The organism is Pseudomonas sp. SG20052 (genome assembly GCF_031766055.1).
Classification (GTDB): domain Bacteria; phylum Pseudomonadota; class Gammaproteobacteria; order Pseudomonadales; family Pseudomonadaceae; genus Aquipseudomonas; species Aquipseudomonas mandelii.
The window spans coordinates 5,130,466-5,144,926 of record NZ_CP134498.1 but is presented as its reverse complement, the minus strand read 5'-3'; the positions used below and the strand labels follow the sequence as shown (position 1 = coordinate 5,144,926).

Below are 14,461 nucleotides of genomic sequence, written 5' to 3'. Positions count from 1 at the left end.
GTGCTAATTCTTCGGATGATCATTCACTACATGCTGATGCATTTCCGAGGTCAGGCTTTCAATGCGTTCGGTCAGGTTCTTGGTCATTTCCGTAAGCCGGGTGTTCAGTTCAAGCAGTTCGAGCAGTTGCGCGGTGTTCTGCGCCGCTTGTGCCTGGCGTTCGCTGTTGGCCACGGCGATGGATTCGCGGTGCAGGGCATCGGCATCGGTCTGGGCTTTGTCCCGCGCCGCCTGACGGGTCTGGGCCAACAGGATCAGGGGAGCGGCATACGCCGCCTGCAGGCTGAACGCCAGGTTGAGCAGGATGAACGGATAAACGTCGAACTGGGTCACGCCAGAGACGTTAAGGCAGATCCAGATCGCCACGATCAGCGTCTGGGCGCCCAAGAAGGTCGGCGTGCCGAAGAACCGTGCAAAGGCCTCGGCGCGCAGGGCGAACTTGTCGCTGCCGAACGTTGGCTCCAAGTGAGCATGGGGGCGGTGAAAGCGCAGATGGTCGACGGCAGCGGCGGGTTTGGTTTCGTGGGTCGGCGTGGTCATGATGATCTCTGCGTGGCGCTGGGACTGACGTTCACTATAGCCCCAGCGCCATTTTCATTTTGAAACACATTGCCGCGTTTTATTCAGCGCCCCCCGTGATCGGTCTTACGGCAGAGATTGTCATTTATGGCAGCTCGATTCAGCGCTGATAACAGGCCAGGAACATGTCCAGTGCTGACTCCACCACGGTGCGTTGCATCTCATCTGACAGCGGGGGCAGCCCCATGGAAATCTGCGGCCAGAACGCAAAGGATTTAAGCATCCCCTGGATCTGCTGCGCGGCAAATTCGGGGGCGACCGGCTTCAACCGACCGTCCGCCTGGGCGGCGCGGATCCACACAGTCAGGCCTTCTTCACGCTCGCCCATCCGGGCCACCATGTTCTGCGCGCGCTCGGGAGAATGGATGGTGGCGGCGATCGCCACCCGCGCCAGGTCGAGAAAGTTTTCATCGCCCAGCATCTGCAATTTCGCCTGCAACATCAGGCGCATTTGCTCGCGCAGAGGCAAGTCAGGGCGGTAGGACGTTTCCTGTTCGGCGGTCACCCGCGCCCACAGTTGATTGAGGATTTCGGCGAACAATTCTTCCTTGCTGGGGAAGTGGTTGTACACCGTGCGCTTCGACACCCCAGCGGTGGCGGCGATCTTGTCCATGCTGGTGATGTCGAAACCGTTGGCACGGAATTCGGCAATCGCCGCCTGGATGATGGCTTCGCGTTTTCGGTCGGTGAGGCGCTGTGGAGCTGTCATAAGTACGCTTCGGCAGTCGGCAGAGAAGAATTACACTCGGCAGTTTACTTGTGATCCGCTTTGATGCAACCTAGAAACTACACTGTGCAGTGTAATGTTTCGTTAATCCTGTGCAGTGAATACTAGAATCTCCGGCTGATGCGTGCGTGCTTTGGCCAATTATCGTCCCACCGTGAAATCCGCGCTTTGCGGTTTTTCTGGAGTTACTCAGACATGGCCGACTCAATTTCCCCTGCGGACAATGCCTCCACACCCGAAGCTTCCCGTCAGGCACAAGGACTGTTCCAGAATCATGTGCCTGTGCAACGTGAAGGCGTGCGAAAAATGCTGCGCATCATGTGGAACATGATTTTCAACAAACCGCGCGACACTCGCCCAACTGCGCCCGTCCCGGTGCAATCCCTGAGCCACGCCGCGTTGATCGCCGCGCCCAACCACAGCGTCTATCGCCTCGGCCACTCCACCGTACTGCTGAAACTGCGGGACAAATTCTGGATCACCGACCCGGTCTTCGCCGAGCGCGCTTCACCCGTGCAATGGGCCGGCCCCAAGCGTTTCCACCAGCCACCGATCAGCCTCGATGACTTGCCGCCGATAGCGGCGGTGATCCTGTCACATGACCACTACGACCACCTCGATTATCAAACGGTGCTCACACTGGCGGACAAGGCCAACTACTTCCTGACCCCACTGGGCGTAGGCGACACCCTGGTCAAGTGGGGCGTCGATGCCAGCAAAGTGCGCCAACTCGATTGGTGGCAGGGCACGGAAGTCGATGGCATCCAGTTCATCGCCACACCGTCGCAGCACTTTTCCGGGCGCGGCCTGTTCGATGGCAACAGCACGCTCTGGGCCTCGTGGGTGATGATCGATGGCGACACGCGGATCTTCTTCAGCGGCGACAGCGGTTATTTCGATGGCTTCAAACGCATCGGCGAACAGCACGGCCCGTTTGATCTGACCCTCATGGAAACCGGCGCCTACAACGTCGAGTGGCCGCACATTCACATGCAGCCGGAAGAAACCCTGCAAGCGCACATCGACCTCAAGGGCCGCTGGTTACTGCCCATCCACAACGGCACTTTCGATTTGTCGATGCACGCCTGGTTCGAGCCCTTCGACCGGATCCTCGCCTTGGCCTGGGAACGCAATGTGTCGATCACCACGCCGCAAATGGGCGAGGCGTTCAACGTCATGTACCCACAGCGAGGGGCCGCATGGTGGTCGGAAATGGAAAGTACAGTGAAGGAAGAAGGGCGTTTGGCTTGTAGCGGCTACAAGTCTGGATGATGTTTCCTACATTGACAGCTCCTTGTGACTGACAGCCGTTTCCTACGGTTTCGGTAGGCTGTGCGGCGGGTGAAATGACTCACCCGCGATTAGCCATATCAAGGATGCTGTAAATGAAGGACGTTTTAAAAAGCCGCATGACGGCGCTGGCGCAGATCATTCTGCTATCGGTCACCGGACCTGCATTCGCAGACAGCAACGCCTCCGTCACTGCCCAGTCGCTCGAATATGCGAGCGTCAGCGAGCTTACCGAGCGGATGGCGCGCAACGAACTCACCTCAGTCACACTGGTGGAGTATTTGCAGGCGCGCATCCACACGCTGGACAAGCAAGGGCCGACGATCAACGCGATTATCGAGCTCAACCCACAGGCCATCGACATTGCCACCGCTTTGGACCAGGAGCGTCAGGACGGAAAAGTGCGTGGTCCGCTGCACGGCATTCCTGTTCTGCTCAAGGACAACATCGACACGGCGGACCAGATGCAAACGAGCGCGGGTTCTTTGGCCATGGTCGGCCAGCCTGCTGCGAACGACGCGTTTGTGGTCCAACAGCTGCGTGACGCAGGTGCCGTCATTCTCGGCAAAACCAACATGAGCGAATGGGCTTACGTCCGGGAAATGGGCTTGCCCCACGGTTGGAGTGGCCGAGGTGGCCAGGGTAAAAACCCCCACGTGTTAAATGGTGAAATCTGTGGTTCCAGCTCGGGTTCAGCCGCCGGTGTTGCCGCCGGTTTCGCACCGTTGGCCATGGGGACCGAAACCAACGGTTCCATCGCGTGCCCTGCTTCGGCCAATGGCGTGGTGGGCGTCAAGCCTACGCTGGGTCTGTTCAGCCGATCGGGCATCATTCCCATCACCCGTCTGCAAGATACGCCGGGTACCCTGACGCGCACCGTTCGTGACGCCGCGCTGATGTTCAACGCCCTGCAAGGCATTGACGCCCGTGACCCTGTCACCAGCGATGCGCCAGTGGGCGTTGACTACACCGCGCTGCTCAACACGGATGCACTGCAAGGCAAAAGAATCGGTTATCCGACCGAGTACGTCGGCACCAACGGCACTGTGCTTCGACCCGGTTTTGAATTCCTGATGGCATTGGCCACACTGGAAGAGCAAGGCGCTACCCTGGTGCCGTTGAGCGTCCGACTGCCGGATATCGATGGCTACTTCAACACCCTCATGGCAGGCATGAAACATGAACTGCCCGAGTACCTGGCCAGCCGCTCAGGGTTGCCGATTCAAACGCTTCAACAGTTGATCGATTTCAACGAGCTGAATCCGGGTGCCGAAGGCTACGGGCAGCAAATGCTGAACGACATCAACCAACTGGACATGACCCACGCGCAGGCAACCGAGATGTTCGGCGTGCTCAGTGCCAGCTTCAAGGCTGCCATTGATGAGCAAATGGCTGAACATAATCTGGATGCGATGTTCGCCGATGCCGATGGCTACTCGCAATTCAGTGCCGCAGTCGCTGGCTACCCAGCCATTACCGTCCCGTCGGGCATGAACAGCGATGAACTGCCAACGTCTGTGTTCTTTTTCGGCCAGCGCTGGAGTGAACCCCAACTGCTGGCGCTGGCTTACAGCTATGAACAAGCGTCGTTAGAGCGTCAGAATCCGGCGTTTCGGGAGCAGTAAGGTCCAAGACCAAGGCAGGTGATGGTGGGCGTTAAAGGCCGTGGCTGCTCGACCAGCGAGGCAAGCCATGAGCCTTCCTGAAAGGGCGAACCAGTCACGCCTCAGAACGCCTGATCCTCTGCCGTCGGGCCGCTCGCCATGGAGCGGCCCGCGATCTTAGCCACCGTCAGGTCGCAAACATTCCCGTCGAGAATTTCATCCATTTCCCCCGCTGACAGTCCAAGCCTCTGCGCCGCTTCCAGCTTGCCCAACTGACCGGTGTCGAGCAGCATGCCGATCTTCATCAGGTATTCGGCCTTGGCCCTCATTTCCCCCGCATCGGCAGCACCCAAAGGCGGATGACCAAGCCTGTCGCATTCATCGATTCCATTCATCTGCTGACTCCTCACTCAACCATCGCGTAGTCCGCCCGACCCACCGGATCAGGCGTCGACCCTCTCACATTCATCCCCCGACCTGGCGCAAATCCCGGGAAGAACACCAGGCCTTCCGATTCAAACCGATACGCCAACGCCAGCCGGGTGACATCCAGCACATCGCGTTCGGCCTCGAATCGCACAATGGCGTCCACGGAGACACCGGATTCCTCCGAGAGCTCTTCCACGCTCCAACCCAGCATCGCTCGGGCCTGGGCACAGTGGGCCGGGGTGAATTGGAAAAGGGCGATACGTTCCAGGGTGATTTTCATCGCAAGAGAGGCCATGGTGTTCTCCGGGCTCGAGAGTGCTAATCCAAAAAGTACTGTTGTTTTGTACAGTTGTTTTGCGCCCGGATCAAACTCATTTTTTGATTTTTTCTATGTCGCCCCCTCCATCCAGACGGACGGTGCCTGCCCCAATACGCGGCGAAACATGGTCGAGAATGCCGCCGGGCTGTCATAACCGAAATCCAGCGCAATGCGCGTCACCGGCGTCCCCGCCGCCAACCGCGCCAGGGCCAGCACCACGCAGGCCCGCTGGCGCCATTGGCTGAAACTCAGCCCTGTCTGCTGACGGAACAGCCGATTGAACGTGCGCAAGCTGATGTGCAATTGATCGGCCCATTGCTGCGGCGATTGATGCGCGTCGGGCCGCTGCAAAAAGCCTTGGCACAACCCTAGCAACCGCGCATCGACCGGTAACGGAATGTGCAACGGCAAGTGAGCACTGCGCGCCAGTTCATGCAACAGCAAGTCGATCAGCGCGCCATCGCGCCCGGCCTCGTCGTACACCAGCGGGATCTCCACCGCCTCCATCAACAAGTGCCGCATCAACGGCGACACACTGATCACCTGGCAACGATCCCCCAAATCAACCGCATCAGGTTCGATGTACAAACTGCGCGTGCTCACCCCCAGCATCAGCACCTCATGCGCCACCCCCGCCGGAATCCACACCGCCCGCTGCGGCGGCACCACCCAATTGCCATCGTGCGTGCTGACCTGCATCACCCCCGTCGCGCCGTACAGCAGTTGTGCCCGCCGATGCGTATGACGGGGCAACACATGACCGTGGGAATAATCCGTACCGACCGCCACCACCGAGCGCGGTGTGTCATCCAGCAGATTGATCGAAACATTGCGCATTGAGCGTTTTCCAACAGTTGGCGTAAACGCGAACATTATTGGCTGACTTGCTGAAGCAGGCCAAGGCGCATCGCTCTATTGTCGACCGCTCTCAACCAACGGACGGCGCGCAATGTTTTATCTCCTGCTGGCATTTTTCGGGTGCGTGACTGGCGTCACTGCGGTGTTGTTCGGCTTTGGCGGCGGCTTCGTTGTGGTGCCATTGCTTTATCGCATGCTCATGGCTAGCCATGGTGCCGATGACCCCGTCAGCCAATCGGCAATGCACATTGCCGTGGCGACTTCGACCTGCGTGATGATCGTCAACGCACTGATCGCCACCGGCAAACACCGTCGCGCCGGTAATCTCATTCGTCATTATCTGTGGCCGCTGGGCGGGTTCATCGGCCTGGGCGCAATCCTCGGAGCGCTCGCCGCGATGTGGGTGAGTGGCGAGGTGATTCGTTATGCCTTCATCGCGTACCTGGGCGTGACCATTGTGGATTGCCTGTTCCGACGTGGTTTTCTGACAGCGTCCGACACCACAATCCCACGACGATTGGGGAGGGCAGAAGTGTCGGGTGGCGGCGCAGGAATCGGCGTTATCGCGACGTTTCTTGGCGTGGGCGGCAGCGTCATGACCGTGCCGTTGTTGCGACGGTGCGGGTTGAGCATGAGTCAGGCGACGTCCATGGCTAATCCGTTAAGCCTGCCGGTGGCGTTGGCCGGGACGCTGACTTACATGGCGATGGCGGGGTTCACCGAGTTTGATCTTGGGTCGTGGTTTGTCGGCTATGTGGATCTGCTGGCGTTTGGAGTGTTGACGATGGGATCGTTGGTGGGGATTCGGTTGGCTACGCCTTGGATCGGGCGGATTCCGGATCGGGTGCATGCGCGGGTCTATGTGGGGTTGCTGGTGTTGGTGATGGTCAGCATGTGCCTGAACTGATCGTCATCACGTTAGCTTTTTATCGATTCTCGAACACGGGTTCGCCATAATCCGCCGCTCTTTCTTGCGAGCCAATACTCGCTGCATTCAAGGATGATTTGATGTTTAAAGGACTGTTTCGTCTTGCTGGCATTGTCGTATTGGTGTGCTCCACGTTTTCTACGATGTTGTGGGCCGACAGCGGCAGGCAGGTCTATACCGGGACTCTGGGAAAAATGCCGATTGTGCTGGAGGTGAGCGCCGATGGCAGTGAGGGTCGTTACTTTTACCAAAAGTACCGCAAGGACTTGGTGCTTAGTGGCTCAAAGGAAGGAAAAGCACTTGTGCTGGAAGAGGGTGACCAGCGTTATGGAGAGCACAAACCTTTTCCGACAATTCGCTTACAACCAAAGTCCAGCGGCTGGTCCGGAGAATGGACTAGCCCTAAAGGCAAAGTCTTGAAGATTGACCTGCAGCCAGCGAACCTTCCTCAGATTCCCGCTGACACCTTGCCCTATCTCGCCAGACTTCACGACAAGGCGCCTTATGAATACCTGCGTTTGCAGGGTATGAAGCTTACACAAGGCAAGACTGAAACCTTCATGGGTTACACGCTGCAATGGTGGCGCGACCCACAATCCAAAGCCGAGCTGTTTGAAGTGGTTTCGGGCTACAACGCTGAGGAGCGTAAGCGTATCAATCAGCAATTGATGGGCCGTTTGTGGCAGGAGGTTGTGGGGTATTACGGATGCTTCGCTAACTACGCTGACGCCTACTACGCACAGACGAGTCAGCCTCTGTGGATGACGCCGAACGTCATGAGCGTCCGTGTCTCAACCGAGTACTTCTGTGGCGGTGCTTACCCGGATCAGGTCAATGACTCACTCAACCTCGATGCTAAAACGGGCCAATCTCTGACGCTTGATGACGTGCTGTGGGTGGGACAGGGAAAGCCGCTGCACTACGAGGAAAACTACGACGCCTACATTTCTTCGTCTGAGTCATTCAGTGCCTATTCTGATTACCGCGGCAAAGAGCTGGCGCCGTGGCTGGTGGCGCAATTGCTTAATCTCTATCCCAATCAAATGACGGTCACGCCAGAAGGGGATGACGACTGCGACTACGATGACGAGGACCGCTGGAGTTTTCCTTCCTGGTATTTCACCGAGCAGGGGATCAAGTTAGATCCGTCCTTTCCTCACGTGGCCGCTGTGTGTGGAAATGTGGGCTGGGGTGTCCTGCCGTATAGCCTGATCAAGCAACACCCCGGCGGCGTTGCGCTACAGCTGCCCTGATTGCGTACCCGATAACCCCGGCGCCTCACGAATAATAAAGTGATCCAGGTTCTCGATATTCGCACTGAACACCCCGAACGTCTGCTCGGGGTTTTTCTTGCTTGGCACCTGCTTCAACTCCGGCGTGACGCCATAAAAGAAGCAATACAACTCCGCTTCACTGTCGATGGCATGCTTGATCTCTTCGAGAAACGCTTTGCGCTTGCGGTAGTTCTCGATCAACTTCTTGCTCAGGTAAACGTTGACTGAATACGGCTTCTTCTTCGCCTCGTCCGCCTGCTTGAACCAGACCTTCTGCTCGAAATCGATGCGAAAGCTCTGCGTGTAATCCTTGATCTCCTTGATCTTGCCCCAGTAAATCAGCCCCTTGTTGTCCGTCAGGTATTCGATCTTCTTGAAGAACGACCCATAAGGCGCCGTGTGCTCGCCAATCTTCAGCGGCATGCGCTTGAGCAGGTCCTTGTCTTCGAAGTTCGACACAAAACATTCCACCGGATGGGCGAAGACACTGGTCTTGTCCGGCGCTGTTTCACGGCTCGGGTGTTCTGTATTGCTAGCCTCAGTGGTTGGCGTCGGATCGTCCCGCACCACATCCGCCGCCACCGCCGGGTTCGATGGCTTACGCACATACTCACGCCGAGTCAGCAACAACTCCGACGGGAAATGCTCCTCGCGACTGTCATCCGTTTCCGCACCGTCCGCGTCCACACCTGACGCCGACGCCTTGAGACTGACATAAGGACAATCCGCCACATGCCGGGTGCTGGGCGTGTTCTTGAAGTGCGGGGTGCGAACGTAGTTCACGTTTTTGGCGTTGAACGTCGTCAGTACATTCGCCGCATCGAAGGCCAAACGACAGGCGTCGTTGGGGCATTGGAAGTGTTCCTTGGCGGAATCGAAATCCATGGTTTCGTCGAAATTGAGATCGCGCACGTCATAGATCGACAGCTTGTCGTCGAGGCTGAGGCAGTAGGCGAGGTCGAATTTCATGGCGGGCTCGGGTCCTTGAGGGGGGAAGGGTATTAATAGCGGGAGGCGGGGCGGGTTGCACTGAATGTTTTCAACACACCGCAAAATCTGGGGCAACCCACCAAACCTTGTAGGGGTGAGCCTGCTCGCGATTCGAAACATCAACTCAGTCTATCTACCTAGCGCTGACTCAATAGCAACACACTAACTGTGGCGAGGGAGCTTGCTCCCGCTGGGCTGCGCAGCAGACCCAAACCTGGCAAGCGCGGTGCATCAGACAGATGAAGTTGTTTGCTGGGCGACTGCTTCGCAGTCGAGCGGGAGCAAGCTCCCTCGCCACGAATCTCATTTAGCCCAATTCTTCACGTCTCAACCGCTTGACTCTGTCATAAAGCGAAGCAGTGAACTCATCCCGGTCACCCGAATGGTGACAACGTCGATGACAATTCGGGCACAGCGCCACAGCATTGCTCGGACGATCCGAACCTTCCTGCGCTAAATGCTTAACGTGATGGACCTCAAGAAACGGCCTGCCATTCTTTTCAAACGGAGCAGGCTCGCCACAGCCTTCGCATTTACCTTCAGCCTGCTGGCGAACCCAAGCTCTCACCTCAGGATCGCGAACATAAGACTTTCCGCTGGACTGAGTCTGCTCTGGTCTTTCAATCCCTTTCGGCACGTCTTTAATCGGTTGTCGCTCAAGTTTGGCAGCTCGCAGCTCCAGCGTTGCCTCGTCCGCTGTCGGGGCAAAATCCTCAGGCGTCAAAGTACTTGGAGCGTTGAGCGCTTCTCGGAGGCTTCGCGCAACATTTGCGCCGACATTCTTGGCAGGTTTGTATCCCTCGATGCGATCTCGACCCAGTTCTACCAACACGGTAGAGATGTTCTGCATCCGAAACTCAACCGACCCTTTGGTCCGACCGGCTAAGGCTCCCTCACGCAGGGTGCGGTTCTCCTCAGTCTTAACGACTTTCTGACCACTCTGCTCGCGGGACAGCATGCTGAGATAGGCGTCTACCGCTGCCTGAATCTCAATGTCAGTCCAATCGCTGTTGCTCTTTTCCGTGTCCATACAATCGCCGAGGGCTGAATACCCTCGGACGATACTGAGTGGCCATCACGACTGTCTACGAAAATTCCTACAGAAAAGACCGACGCTTCTTTCAGTTGATCCTACAAAGGCTAGCCAACCGAATGCTTCGAAGACTGAAACGCCTCCAGAACCTTCCGCCACCAAGGCTTAACCACCGGCACCCGCCGCCGTGTGCGATTGAGCAACAGATAAGGCATGTCCCGCAGCCGAATCCAACCTTCATCCTGCCAATGCAACAGACTCAACGACATCTCCGGCCAATCCAACAAACTCAACATCGGTCGATCCGCATTCTTCGACGGCCCCGCGTCGCGCAACGCCGGCACCACTTGATGAGTCAGCCACTCGCGCAACAAGCGATTCCCAGGTGCGTAGTGATAGACCAGCAGCGCATAGACGCCGGACTCGCTGAGCATCAATCGTTTTTCTGTTTGCCCGTGGTAGTCGATCAGCAACGTGTGCCGTTGATCTTCATCCAGTTTGCTGACTACGCGATCGTTCAGGTGGAAACCCATCAGTCGACCAATATCGCGGGCGCAGAACCATGGCTGGTTTTCTAGGAGGAGGGCGTGAAGTTCGAGGTTTTGACGAATGAAGACGGTGGGGATGTAAGGATCAGACATGGCAAGCCTCCCGAAATGATAGGGTTGGGCTGGCGTAGCGGGAGTGACAAATTGCCTTCCTAGGGAAGGTCAGACATTTGGGCATATCCATTTACCTCTGGCTGCTTTCTTAGGGCATTCGTTATAGGTGTCGGGAGCTAAGAAACCCACCAGAGACGGGCCGGACATATTTCCCTTGCGGGTCTTGTATTCGCCCACTCCCGACATAACGGGGATTTTTTCACCGGCGTCGAGAAACCGCTGGCGAAAAAAAGCCGCATGGCTGTCGGGTGCGGAGAACCGCTCTGGTTTCTGAGTTTCTTAGGCTCAGTGGCAGATTAGGTAGGAACAGCTTGAAGGTCAAGCTTGCATCTTTTGTTTTTTGTTGTATTAGTGAATCTGTGAAGGCATTAGACGATCGTTAATCGATGTAACCCTTGGCTCAGGGAGGAGAAATGTACGATCACTCTTTTAATTATGTGACTTTTACTAAAGAACTAAGAAAAAGCGATTTTAATAAGCATAAGAGGCTGAGGGATCCAATATACAAAAATGGAATTGTGTTGAACTCCGTTATTAGTGTTGCTGGTGACTTTTCTTTGTACTCTCCTTTGACTTACACAGTTATTCGAGGAAGAAACGTATACCGTACTGCAAAGTTTCATGATGAGTTGATATTGAGGAAGACTAACAGGAATATCCGAGTGATCTCGGGTCTTAAGAGTAATGTTAGGGACTCTATCGTAGCTAATGTCAAAAACTTGCTTTCGGAAGGTGTCTCTTATCGTATATACCGACTGGATGTAAAAAGTTTTTATGAGTCTTTTTCAAAAGACGATATCTTCAATAAGATAATTTTGAGGCATGATGTAAGTCCGGCAACAAAAAAAATAATTGGTGGTTTAATAGACGGGCATGACCGGGCTGGATGGCCGGGTGTTCCTAGAGGGTTGGCTTTAAGTGCGACAATAACTGAGTTGTTGATGAAGGACTTCGATAAGGAAATAGAGTCTGAGAGTGAGGTTTTTTTCTACTCCAGATATGTAGATGATATTATTCTTGTCACCAGTGGGCTGGAGGATGAAAAAGGGTTTATAGATGTCATAAAAGAAAAGTTACCAACAGGATTAATCCTTAATCAAAAAAAACAAATGATTAAAAGTTTGAGTACTGACGTATCTCCTAGGAAAGCTTTACTTTCGCAAAGTTTATTCAGTTTTGAGTATTTAGGATATAAATTTTCTATTTTTGAGCCTTTTAATAATCCTGATCTGAAAAAGGGGCAGCACTTCAGAGAAGTGTTTTTAGATATAGCTGATTCAAAGGTAAAAAAAATAAAGACCAGAATTTCCAAGGCGTTACTGGATTATGTGAAGAATAAAGACTTTTCTCTCCTGGTCCTACGGTTTAAGTTTCTCACTTCAAACTTTAGCATTCTTGATGTTGATAGAGATAGAAAAAGACTGGCTGGGATATATTATAATTATCATCGAGTTGATGTCGATGTTTCTAAGGCTTTGCTTGATCTTGATTCGTACTTGAGGAAAGCAGTACTTTCGAGCAGTGGAAAGTTGTTTGAGGAGTTTTTTTGCAATACTACGCTTGCTCAGAGAAGGATTTTGCTAAAGTTTAGCTTCTTGAGGGGATACAAACGTAAAGTTTTCATGCATTTCTCCCGGGAAAATATGAAGCTCATACAGGGGTGCTGGGCTTATGCTTAACAGTAAAGTTAAAAAGGTTAAGAAAAGTGACTATTATAGAGTCTTGGTTACAGAAACTATACCTTACGAAACACCGCTGATTTTTGCGAATGATGGTTTCTATTTTCGTTGTGTTGCTCGGGGTGGAATAACGGATGTGTCTCGATATTTGTATTCTAAGTTGGTAGAGGGCGATGGGAGAAAGAAGCAGTTTACAATTCCTTATCATTATAAAATAAGAAAGAATTCTATTGATTTTAGACGTTTATCCGTAGTGCACCCCATTTCTCAATTGCAAATGATGAGGTTTTATGAGCGGAATGAAAAATTAATAATACATTATTGTTCGAAGAGTAAGTTTTCTATCAGGTGCCCGCAAAAAGTTGTAGGAGTGTTTTACTATAAAAACTCTTGGGAAAATGTCAGTAAATACAAAAGGGGCAGTGTTAATGAGGTTGTCTCTGACAGCGTAATTAAACATAGCTCCTCTTTTTATTCTTATGCTGGTTTCGATAGGCTCTATAAGTTTTTTAACTCTAGGCTTTTTTTGAGTTTGGAGAAAAAGTTTTCAGTTCTGTTAACTATGGATGTGTCAAAATGCTTTGATAGTATCTATACGCATTCCATAAGTTGGGCCGCGAAGGAGAAGCAGTATGTCAAATCTAAGCTTGGAGTGTCATCAACATTTGGGCAAACCTTCGATTCGTTGATGCAGGCTGCAAACTACAATGAAACAAATGGCATTTTAATCGGTCCTGAGATAAGCAGGATATTTGCTGAGGTGATTTTTCAAGATATCGATTGTAGTGCTCAAGCTAGACTGGCTACAGCGTCAGTGCCTCTTGTATATGGTGTAGATTACTCTGTTAAGCGTTACGTTGATGATGTTTTCATATTTGCGTCACGTGATTCTGTGACAAAACGTGTTTATAAAGTGTATGCGGATTGCTTGGCTTCTTATAATTTGCACGTAAATAGCTCAAAATCAGTGGAGTATCTACGCCCATTTTTTACCGCAAAGTCAAGGGTTATACGTGATGTTAATGTAAAGGTTAATGAGTTTTGTGATAGGTTTTTGAGCGCTGAAGATGGTGATGCAGTATTGAAGCCTAAAGAAATATATAGGCGGGAAAATTTAATTCGAAGCTTTATTGATGCTATTAAATCTACGTGCTCGTCGAACGCTGTTGATTATGATGATGTTTCTTCTTACTTGATTTCTGCTTTTTTCGAACGAGTTAAAAGAGTTATTAATGTTCAGTCACCAATGCGTGACAATGAAATGCAGAATCAATATCGCGATGTACTTTTGGTTTTTTTAGAGGTTATGTTCTTTTTTTATTCTGTTTCGCCGTCCGTAAGTTCCTCCTATAAGATTTGTGCTTCAATAATATTGATGTCTCGCTTTTCTGAGAAAATGCTTGGTCCATATGAGCATACAGTTAAGCAAAGGATATTTGAGCTTGCGCTTGAGTTGCTGTTGAGCGAGCTTGGTGAGGTTAGTGTCGAGATCAATAATTTCATTCTTCTCGAAGAGTTGAATGTTATTCTAGCTATAAGTGATCTTGGTGAGGAGTATTTGTTACCATCTGTTTTGGTTGGTCGGATATTTAGCAGGGATCGGTCGTATTTTTATCTTGTTGCGTGTCTGTTTTATATTAAAAATTTTAAACAATATGATGGTGTTAGACAAAGTGTGGTCGACGAGATTAATGTGCGGCTGTCTGATCTTTCTGATCTTCAAGTGAATGCCGAAAAAGTGTCATTGTTTTTGGATTCTGTGACATGTCCATACATAGATGTAAAAATAAAAAAGAAGTGGCTAAGAGATTTTTATAAGGTGACAGGTGGCGGTATGTTAACGAATGCACAAGCCGATGAGTATTTCGGGATGGTAGATGTTAATGAGTTTTGGTTTGTAAACTGGAAGGAGATTGATCTATTAAATGCACTTGAGAAAAAAGAGTTGAAACAGGTTTATTAATCTGCTAGCTTGCTGTTTGGAAGTGGTCAATAGCTCCTCCGCGTTAATTGTTTACGATTCGCTTGTACTACCTACCACAAGAAATATTGGCGCCAATTGGAGGAAGTGTTGAATGTGGTAGGAGCG

14 protein-coding genes are annotated in these 14,461 nt (G+C 52.4%); 6 read left to right on the top strand and 8 right to left on the bottom strand.

Annotated features, from left to right (window positions below; genetic code table 11):
- Positions 1-3 precede the first annotated feature (3 nt).
- Entirely contained in the window at positions 4-540 is a 537-nt protein-coding gene (locus RHP74_RS23640) for a DUF1003 domain-containing protein (RefSeq protein ID WP_311096439.1), read from the bottom strand.
- Between the two features lie 139 nt (positions 541-679).
- Complete coding sequence (locus RHP74_RS23635) at positions 680-1,288, bottom strand: TetR/AcrR family transcriptional regulator (RefSeq protein WP_010457275.1); 609 nt, start codon at positions 1,286-1,288, stop codon at positions 680-682.
- 213 nt (positions 1,289-1,501) lie between these two features.
- Between RHP74_RS23635 and RHP74_RS23630 the strand changes: the two genes are divergently transcribed.
- Positions 1,502-2,578, top strand: a complete 1,077-nt coding sequence (locus RHP74_RS23630; RefSeq protein WP_010457274.1) for an MBL fold metallo-hydrolase — start codon at positions 1,502-1,504, stop codon at positions 2,576-2,578.
- Between the two features lie 113 nt (positions 2,579-2,691).
- The gene (locus RHP74_RS23625; protein WP_311096438.1) at positions 2,692-4,221 is read left to right on the top strand and encodes an amidase family protein; all 1,530 of its coding nucleotides are present in this window, start codon (positions 2,692-2,694) and stop codon (positions 4,219-4,221) included.
- A gap of 101 nt (positions 4,222-4,322) precedes the next feature.
- Here RHP74_RS23625 and RHP74_RS23620 read toward each other — a convergent pair whose 3' ends face one another.
- The 3 genes from RHP74_RS23620 to RHP74_RS23610 all read right to left on the bottom strand — a co-directional run bounded on the left by RHP74_RS23620 (position 4,323) and on the right by RHP74_RS23610 (position 5,785).
- Positions 4,323-4,595: a hypothetical protein gene (locus RHP74_RS23620; RefSeq protein WP_311096437.1), complete on the bottom strand. Its 273-nt coding sequence runs from the start codon at positions 4,593-4,595 to the stop codon at positions 4,323-4,325.
- A gap of 11 nt (positions 4,596-4,606) precedes the next feature.
- Complete coding sequence (locus tag RHP74_RS23615) at positions 4,607-4,924, bottom strand: helix-turn-helix transcriptional regulator (protein ID WP_010457271.1); 318 nt, start codon at positions 4,922-4,924, stop codon at positions 4,607-4,609.
- Between the two features lie 93 nt (positions 4,925-5,017).
- Positions 5,018-5,785 carry a helix-turn-helix transcriptional regulator gene (locus RHP74_RS23610; RefSeq protein ID WP_311096436.1) on the bottom strand — a complete coding sequence of 256 codons (768 nt, stop codon included), beginning with the start codon at positions 5,783-5,785 and terminating at the stop codon, positions 5,018-5,020.
- Positions 5,786-5,897: 112 nt separating this feature from the next.
- Between RHP74_RS23610 and RHP74_RS23605 the strand changes: the two genes are divergently transcribed.
- Positions 5,898-6,713, top strand: a complete 816-nt coding sequence (locus tag RHP74_RS23605) for a sulfite exporter TauE/SafE family protein (protein ID WP_311096435.1) — start codon at positions 5,898-5,900, stop codon at positions 6,711-6,713.
- Positions 6,714-6,814: 101 nt separating this feature from the next.
- Entirely contained in the window at positions 6,815-7,987 is a 1,173-nt protein-coding gene (locus RHP74_RS23600) for a hypothetical protein (RefSeq protein WP_027923910.1), read from the top strand.
- Here RHP74_RS23600 and RHP74_RS23595 read toward each other — a convergent pair.
- From RHP74_RS23595 to RHP74_RS23585, 3 genes are all read right to left on the bottom strand, one after another.
- A complete protein-coding gene (locus RHP74_RS23595) occupies positions 7,973-8,977 on the bottom strand; it encodes a hypothetical protein (protein ID WP_311096434.1) in 1,005 nt (334 codons plus the stop codon). The genes RHP74_RS23600 and RHP74_RS23595 overlap by 15 nt on opposite strands.
- Positions 8,978-9,305: 328 nt before the next feature.
- Entirely contained in the window at positions 9,306-10,028 is a 723-nt protein-coding gene (locus RHP74_RS23590; RefSeq protein ID WP_311096433.1) for an HNH endonuclease, read from the bottom strand.
- Positions 10,029-10,138: 110 nt separating this feature from the next.
- Positions 10,139-10,672 carry a Bro-N domain-containing protein gene (locus tag RHP74_RS23585; protein WP_311096432.1) on the bottom strand — a complete coding sequence of 178 codons (534 nt, stop codon included), beginning with the start codon at positions 10,670-10,672 and terminating at the stop codon, positions 10,139-10,141.
- Between the two features lie 434 nt (positions 10,673-11,106).
- Between RHP74_RS23585 and drt3a the strand changes: the two genes are divergently transcribed.
- Both drt3a and drt3b read left to right on the top strand, forming a co-directional pair.
- Positions 11,107-12,372 carry an antiviral reverse transcriptase Drt3a gene (gene drt3a, locus RHP74_RS23580; RefSeq protein WP_311096431.1) on the top strand — a complete coding sequence of 422 codons (1,266 nt, stop codon included), beginning with the start codon at positions 11,107-11,109 and terminating at the stop codon, positions 12,370-12,372.
- Positions 12,365-14,335: an antiviral reverse transcriptase Drt3b gene (gene drt3b, locus RHP74_RS23575; RefSeq protein ID WP_311096430.1), complete on the top strand. Its 1,971-nt coding sequence runs from the start codon at positions 12,365-12,367 to the stop codon at positions 14,333-14,335. The genes drt3a and drt3b overlap by 8 nt, the downstream gene beginning before the upstream one ends.
- Positions 14,336-14,461: the final 126 nt, after the last annotated feature.

Bases quoted from the DNA above. Each gene is read 5' to 3' on its own strand.
- RHP74_RS23600 (WP_027923910.1), top strand. From the start codon at position 6,815: ATGTTTAAAGGACTGTTTCGTCTTGCTGGCATTGTCGTATTGGTGTGC.
- drt3b (WP_311096430.1), top strand. From the start codon at position 12,365: ATGCTTAACAGTAAAGTTAAAAAGGTTAAGAAAAGTGACTATTATAGA.
- RHP74_RS23615 (WP_010457271.1), bottom strand. From the start codon at position 4,924: ATGGCCTCTCTTGCGATGAAAATCACCCTGGAACGTATCGCCCTTTTC.
- RHP74_RS23610 (WP_311096436.1), bottom strand. From the start codon at position 5,785: ATGCGCAATGTTTCGATCAATCTGCTGGATGACACACCGCGCTCGGTG.
- RHP74_RS23605 (WP_311096435.1), top strand. From the start codon at position 5,898: ATGTTTTATCTCCTGCTGGCATTTTTCGGGTGCGTGACTGGCGTCACT.
- RHP74_RS23640 (WP_311096439.1), bottom strand. From the start codon at position 540: ATGACCACGCCGACCCACGAAACCAAACCCGCCGCTGCCGTCGACCAT.
- RHP74_RS23630 (WP_010457274.1), top strand. From the start codon at position 1,502: ATGGCCGACTCAATTTCCCCTGCGGACAATGCCTCCACACCCGAAGCT.
- RHP74_RS23595 (WP_311096434.1), bottom strand. From the start codon at position 8,977: ATGAAATTCGACCTCGCCTACTGCCTCAGCCTCGACGACAAGCTGTCG.
- drt3a (WP_311096431.1), top strand. From the start codon at position 11,107: ATGTACGATCACTCTTTTAATTATGTGACTTTTACTAAAGAACTAAGA.
- RHP74_RS23635 (WP_010457275.1), bottom strand. From the start codon at position 1,288: ATGACAGCTCCACAGCGCCTCACCGACCGAAAACGCGAAGCCATCATC.
- RHP74_RS23620 (WP_311096437.1), bottom strand. From the start codon at position 4,595: ATGAATGGAATCGATGAATGCGACAGGCTTGGTCATCCGCCTTTGGGT.
- RHP74_RS23625 (WP_311096438.1), top strand. From the start codon at position 2,692: ATGAAGGACGTTTTAAAAAGCCGCATGACGGCGCTGGCGCAGATCATT.
- RHP74_RS23585 (WP_311096432.1), bottom strand. From the start codon at position 10,672: ATGTCTGATCCTTACATCCCCACCGTCTTCATTCGTCAAAACCTCGAA.
- RHP74_RS23590 (WP_311096433.1), bottom strand. From the start codon at position 10,028: ATGGACACGGAAAAGAGCAACAGCGATTGGACTGACATTGAGATTCAG.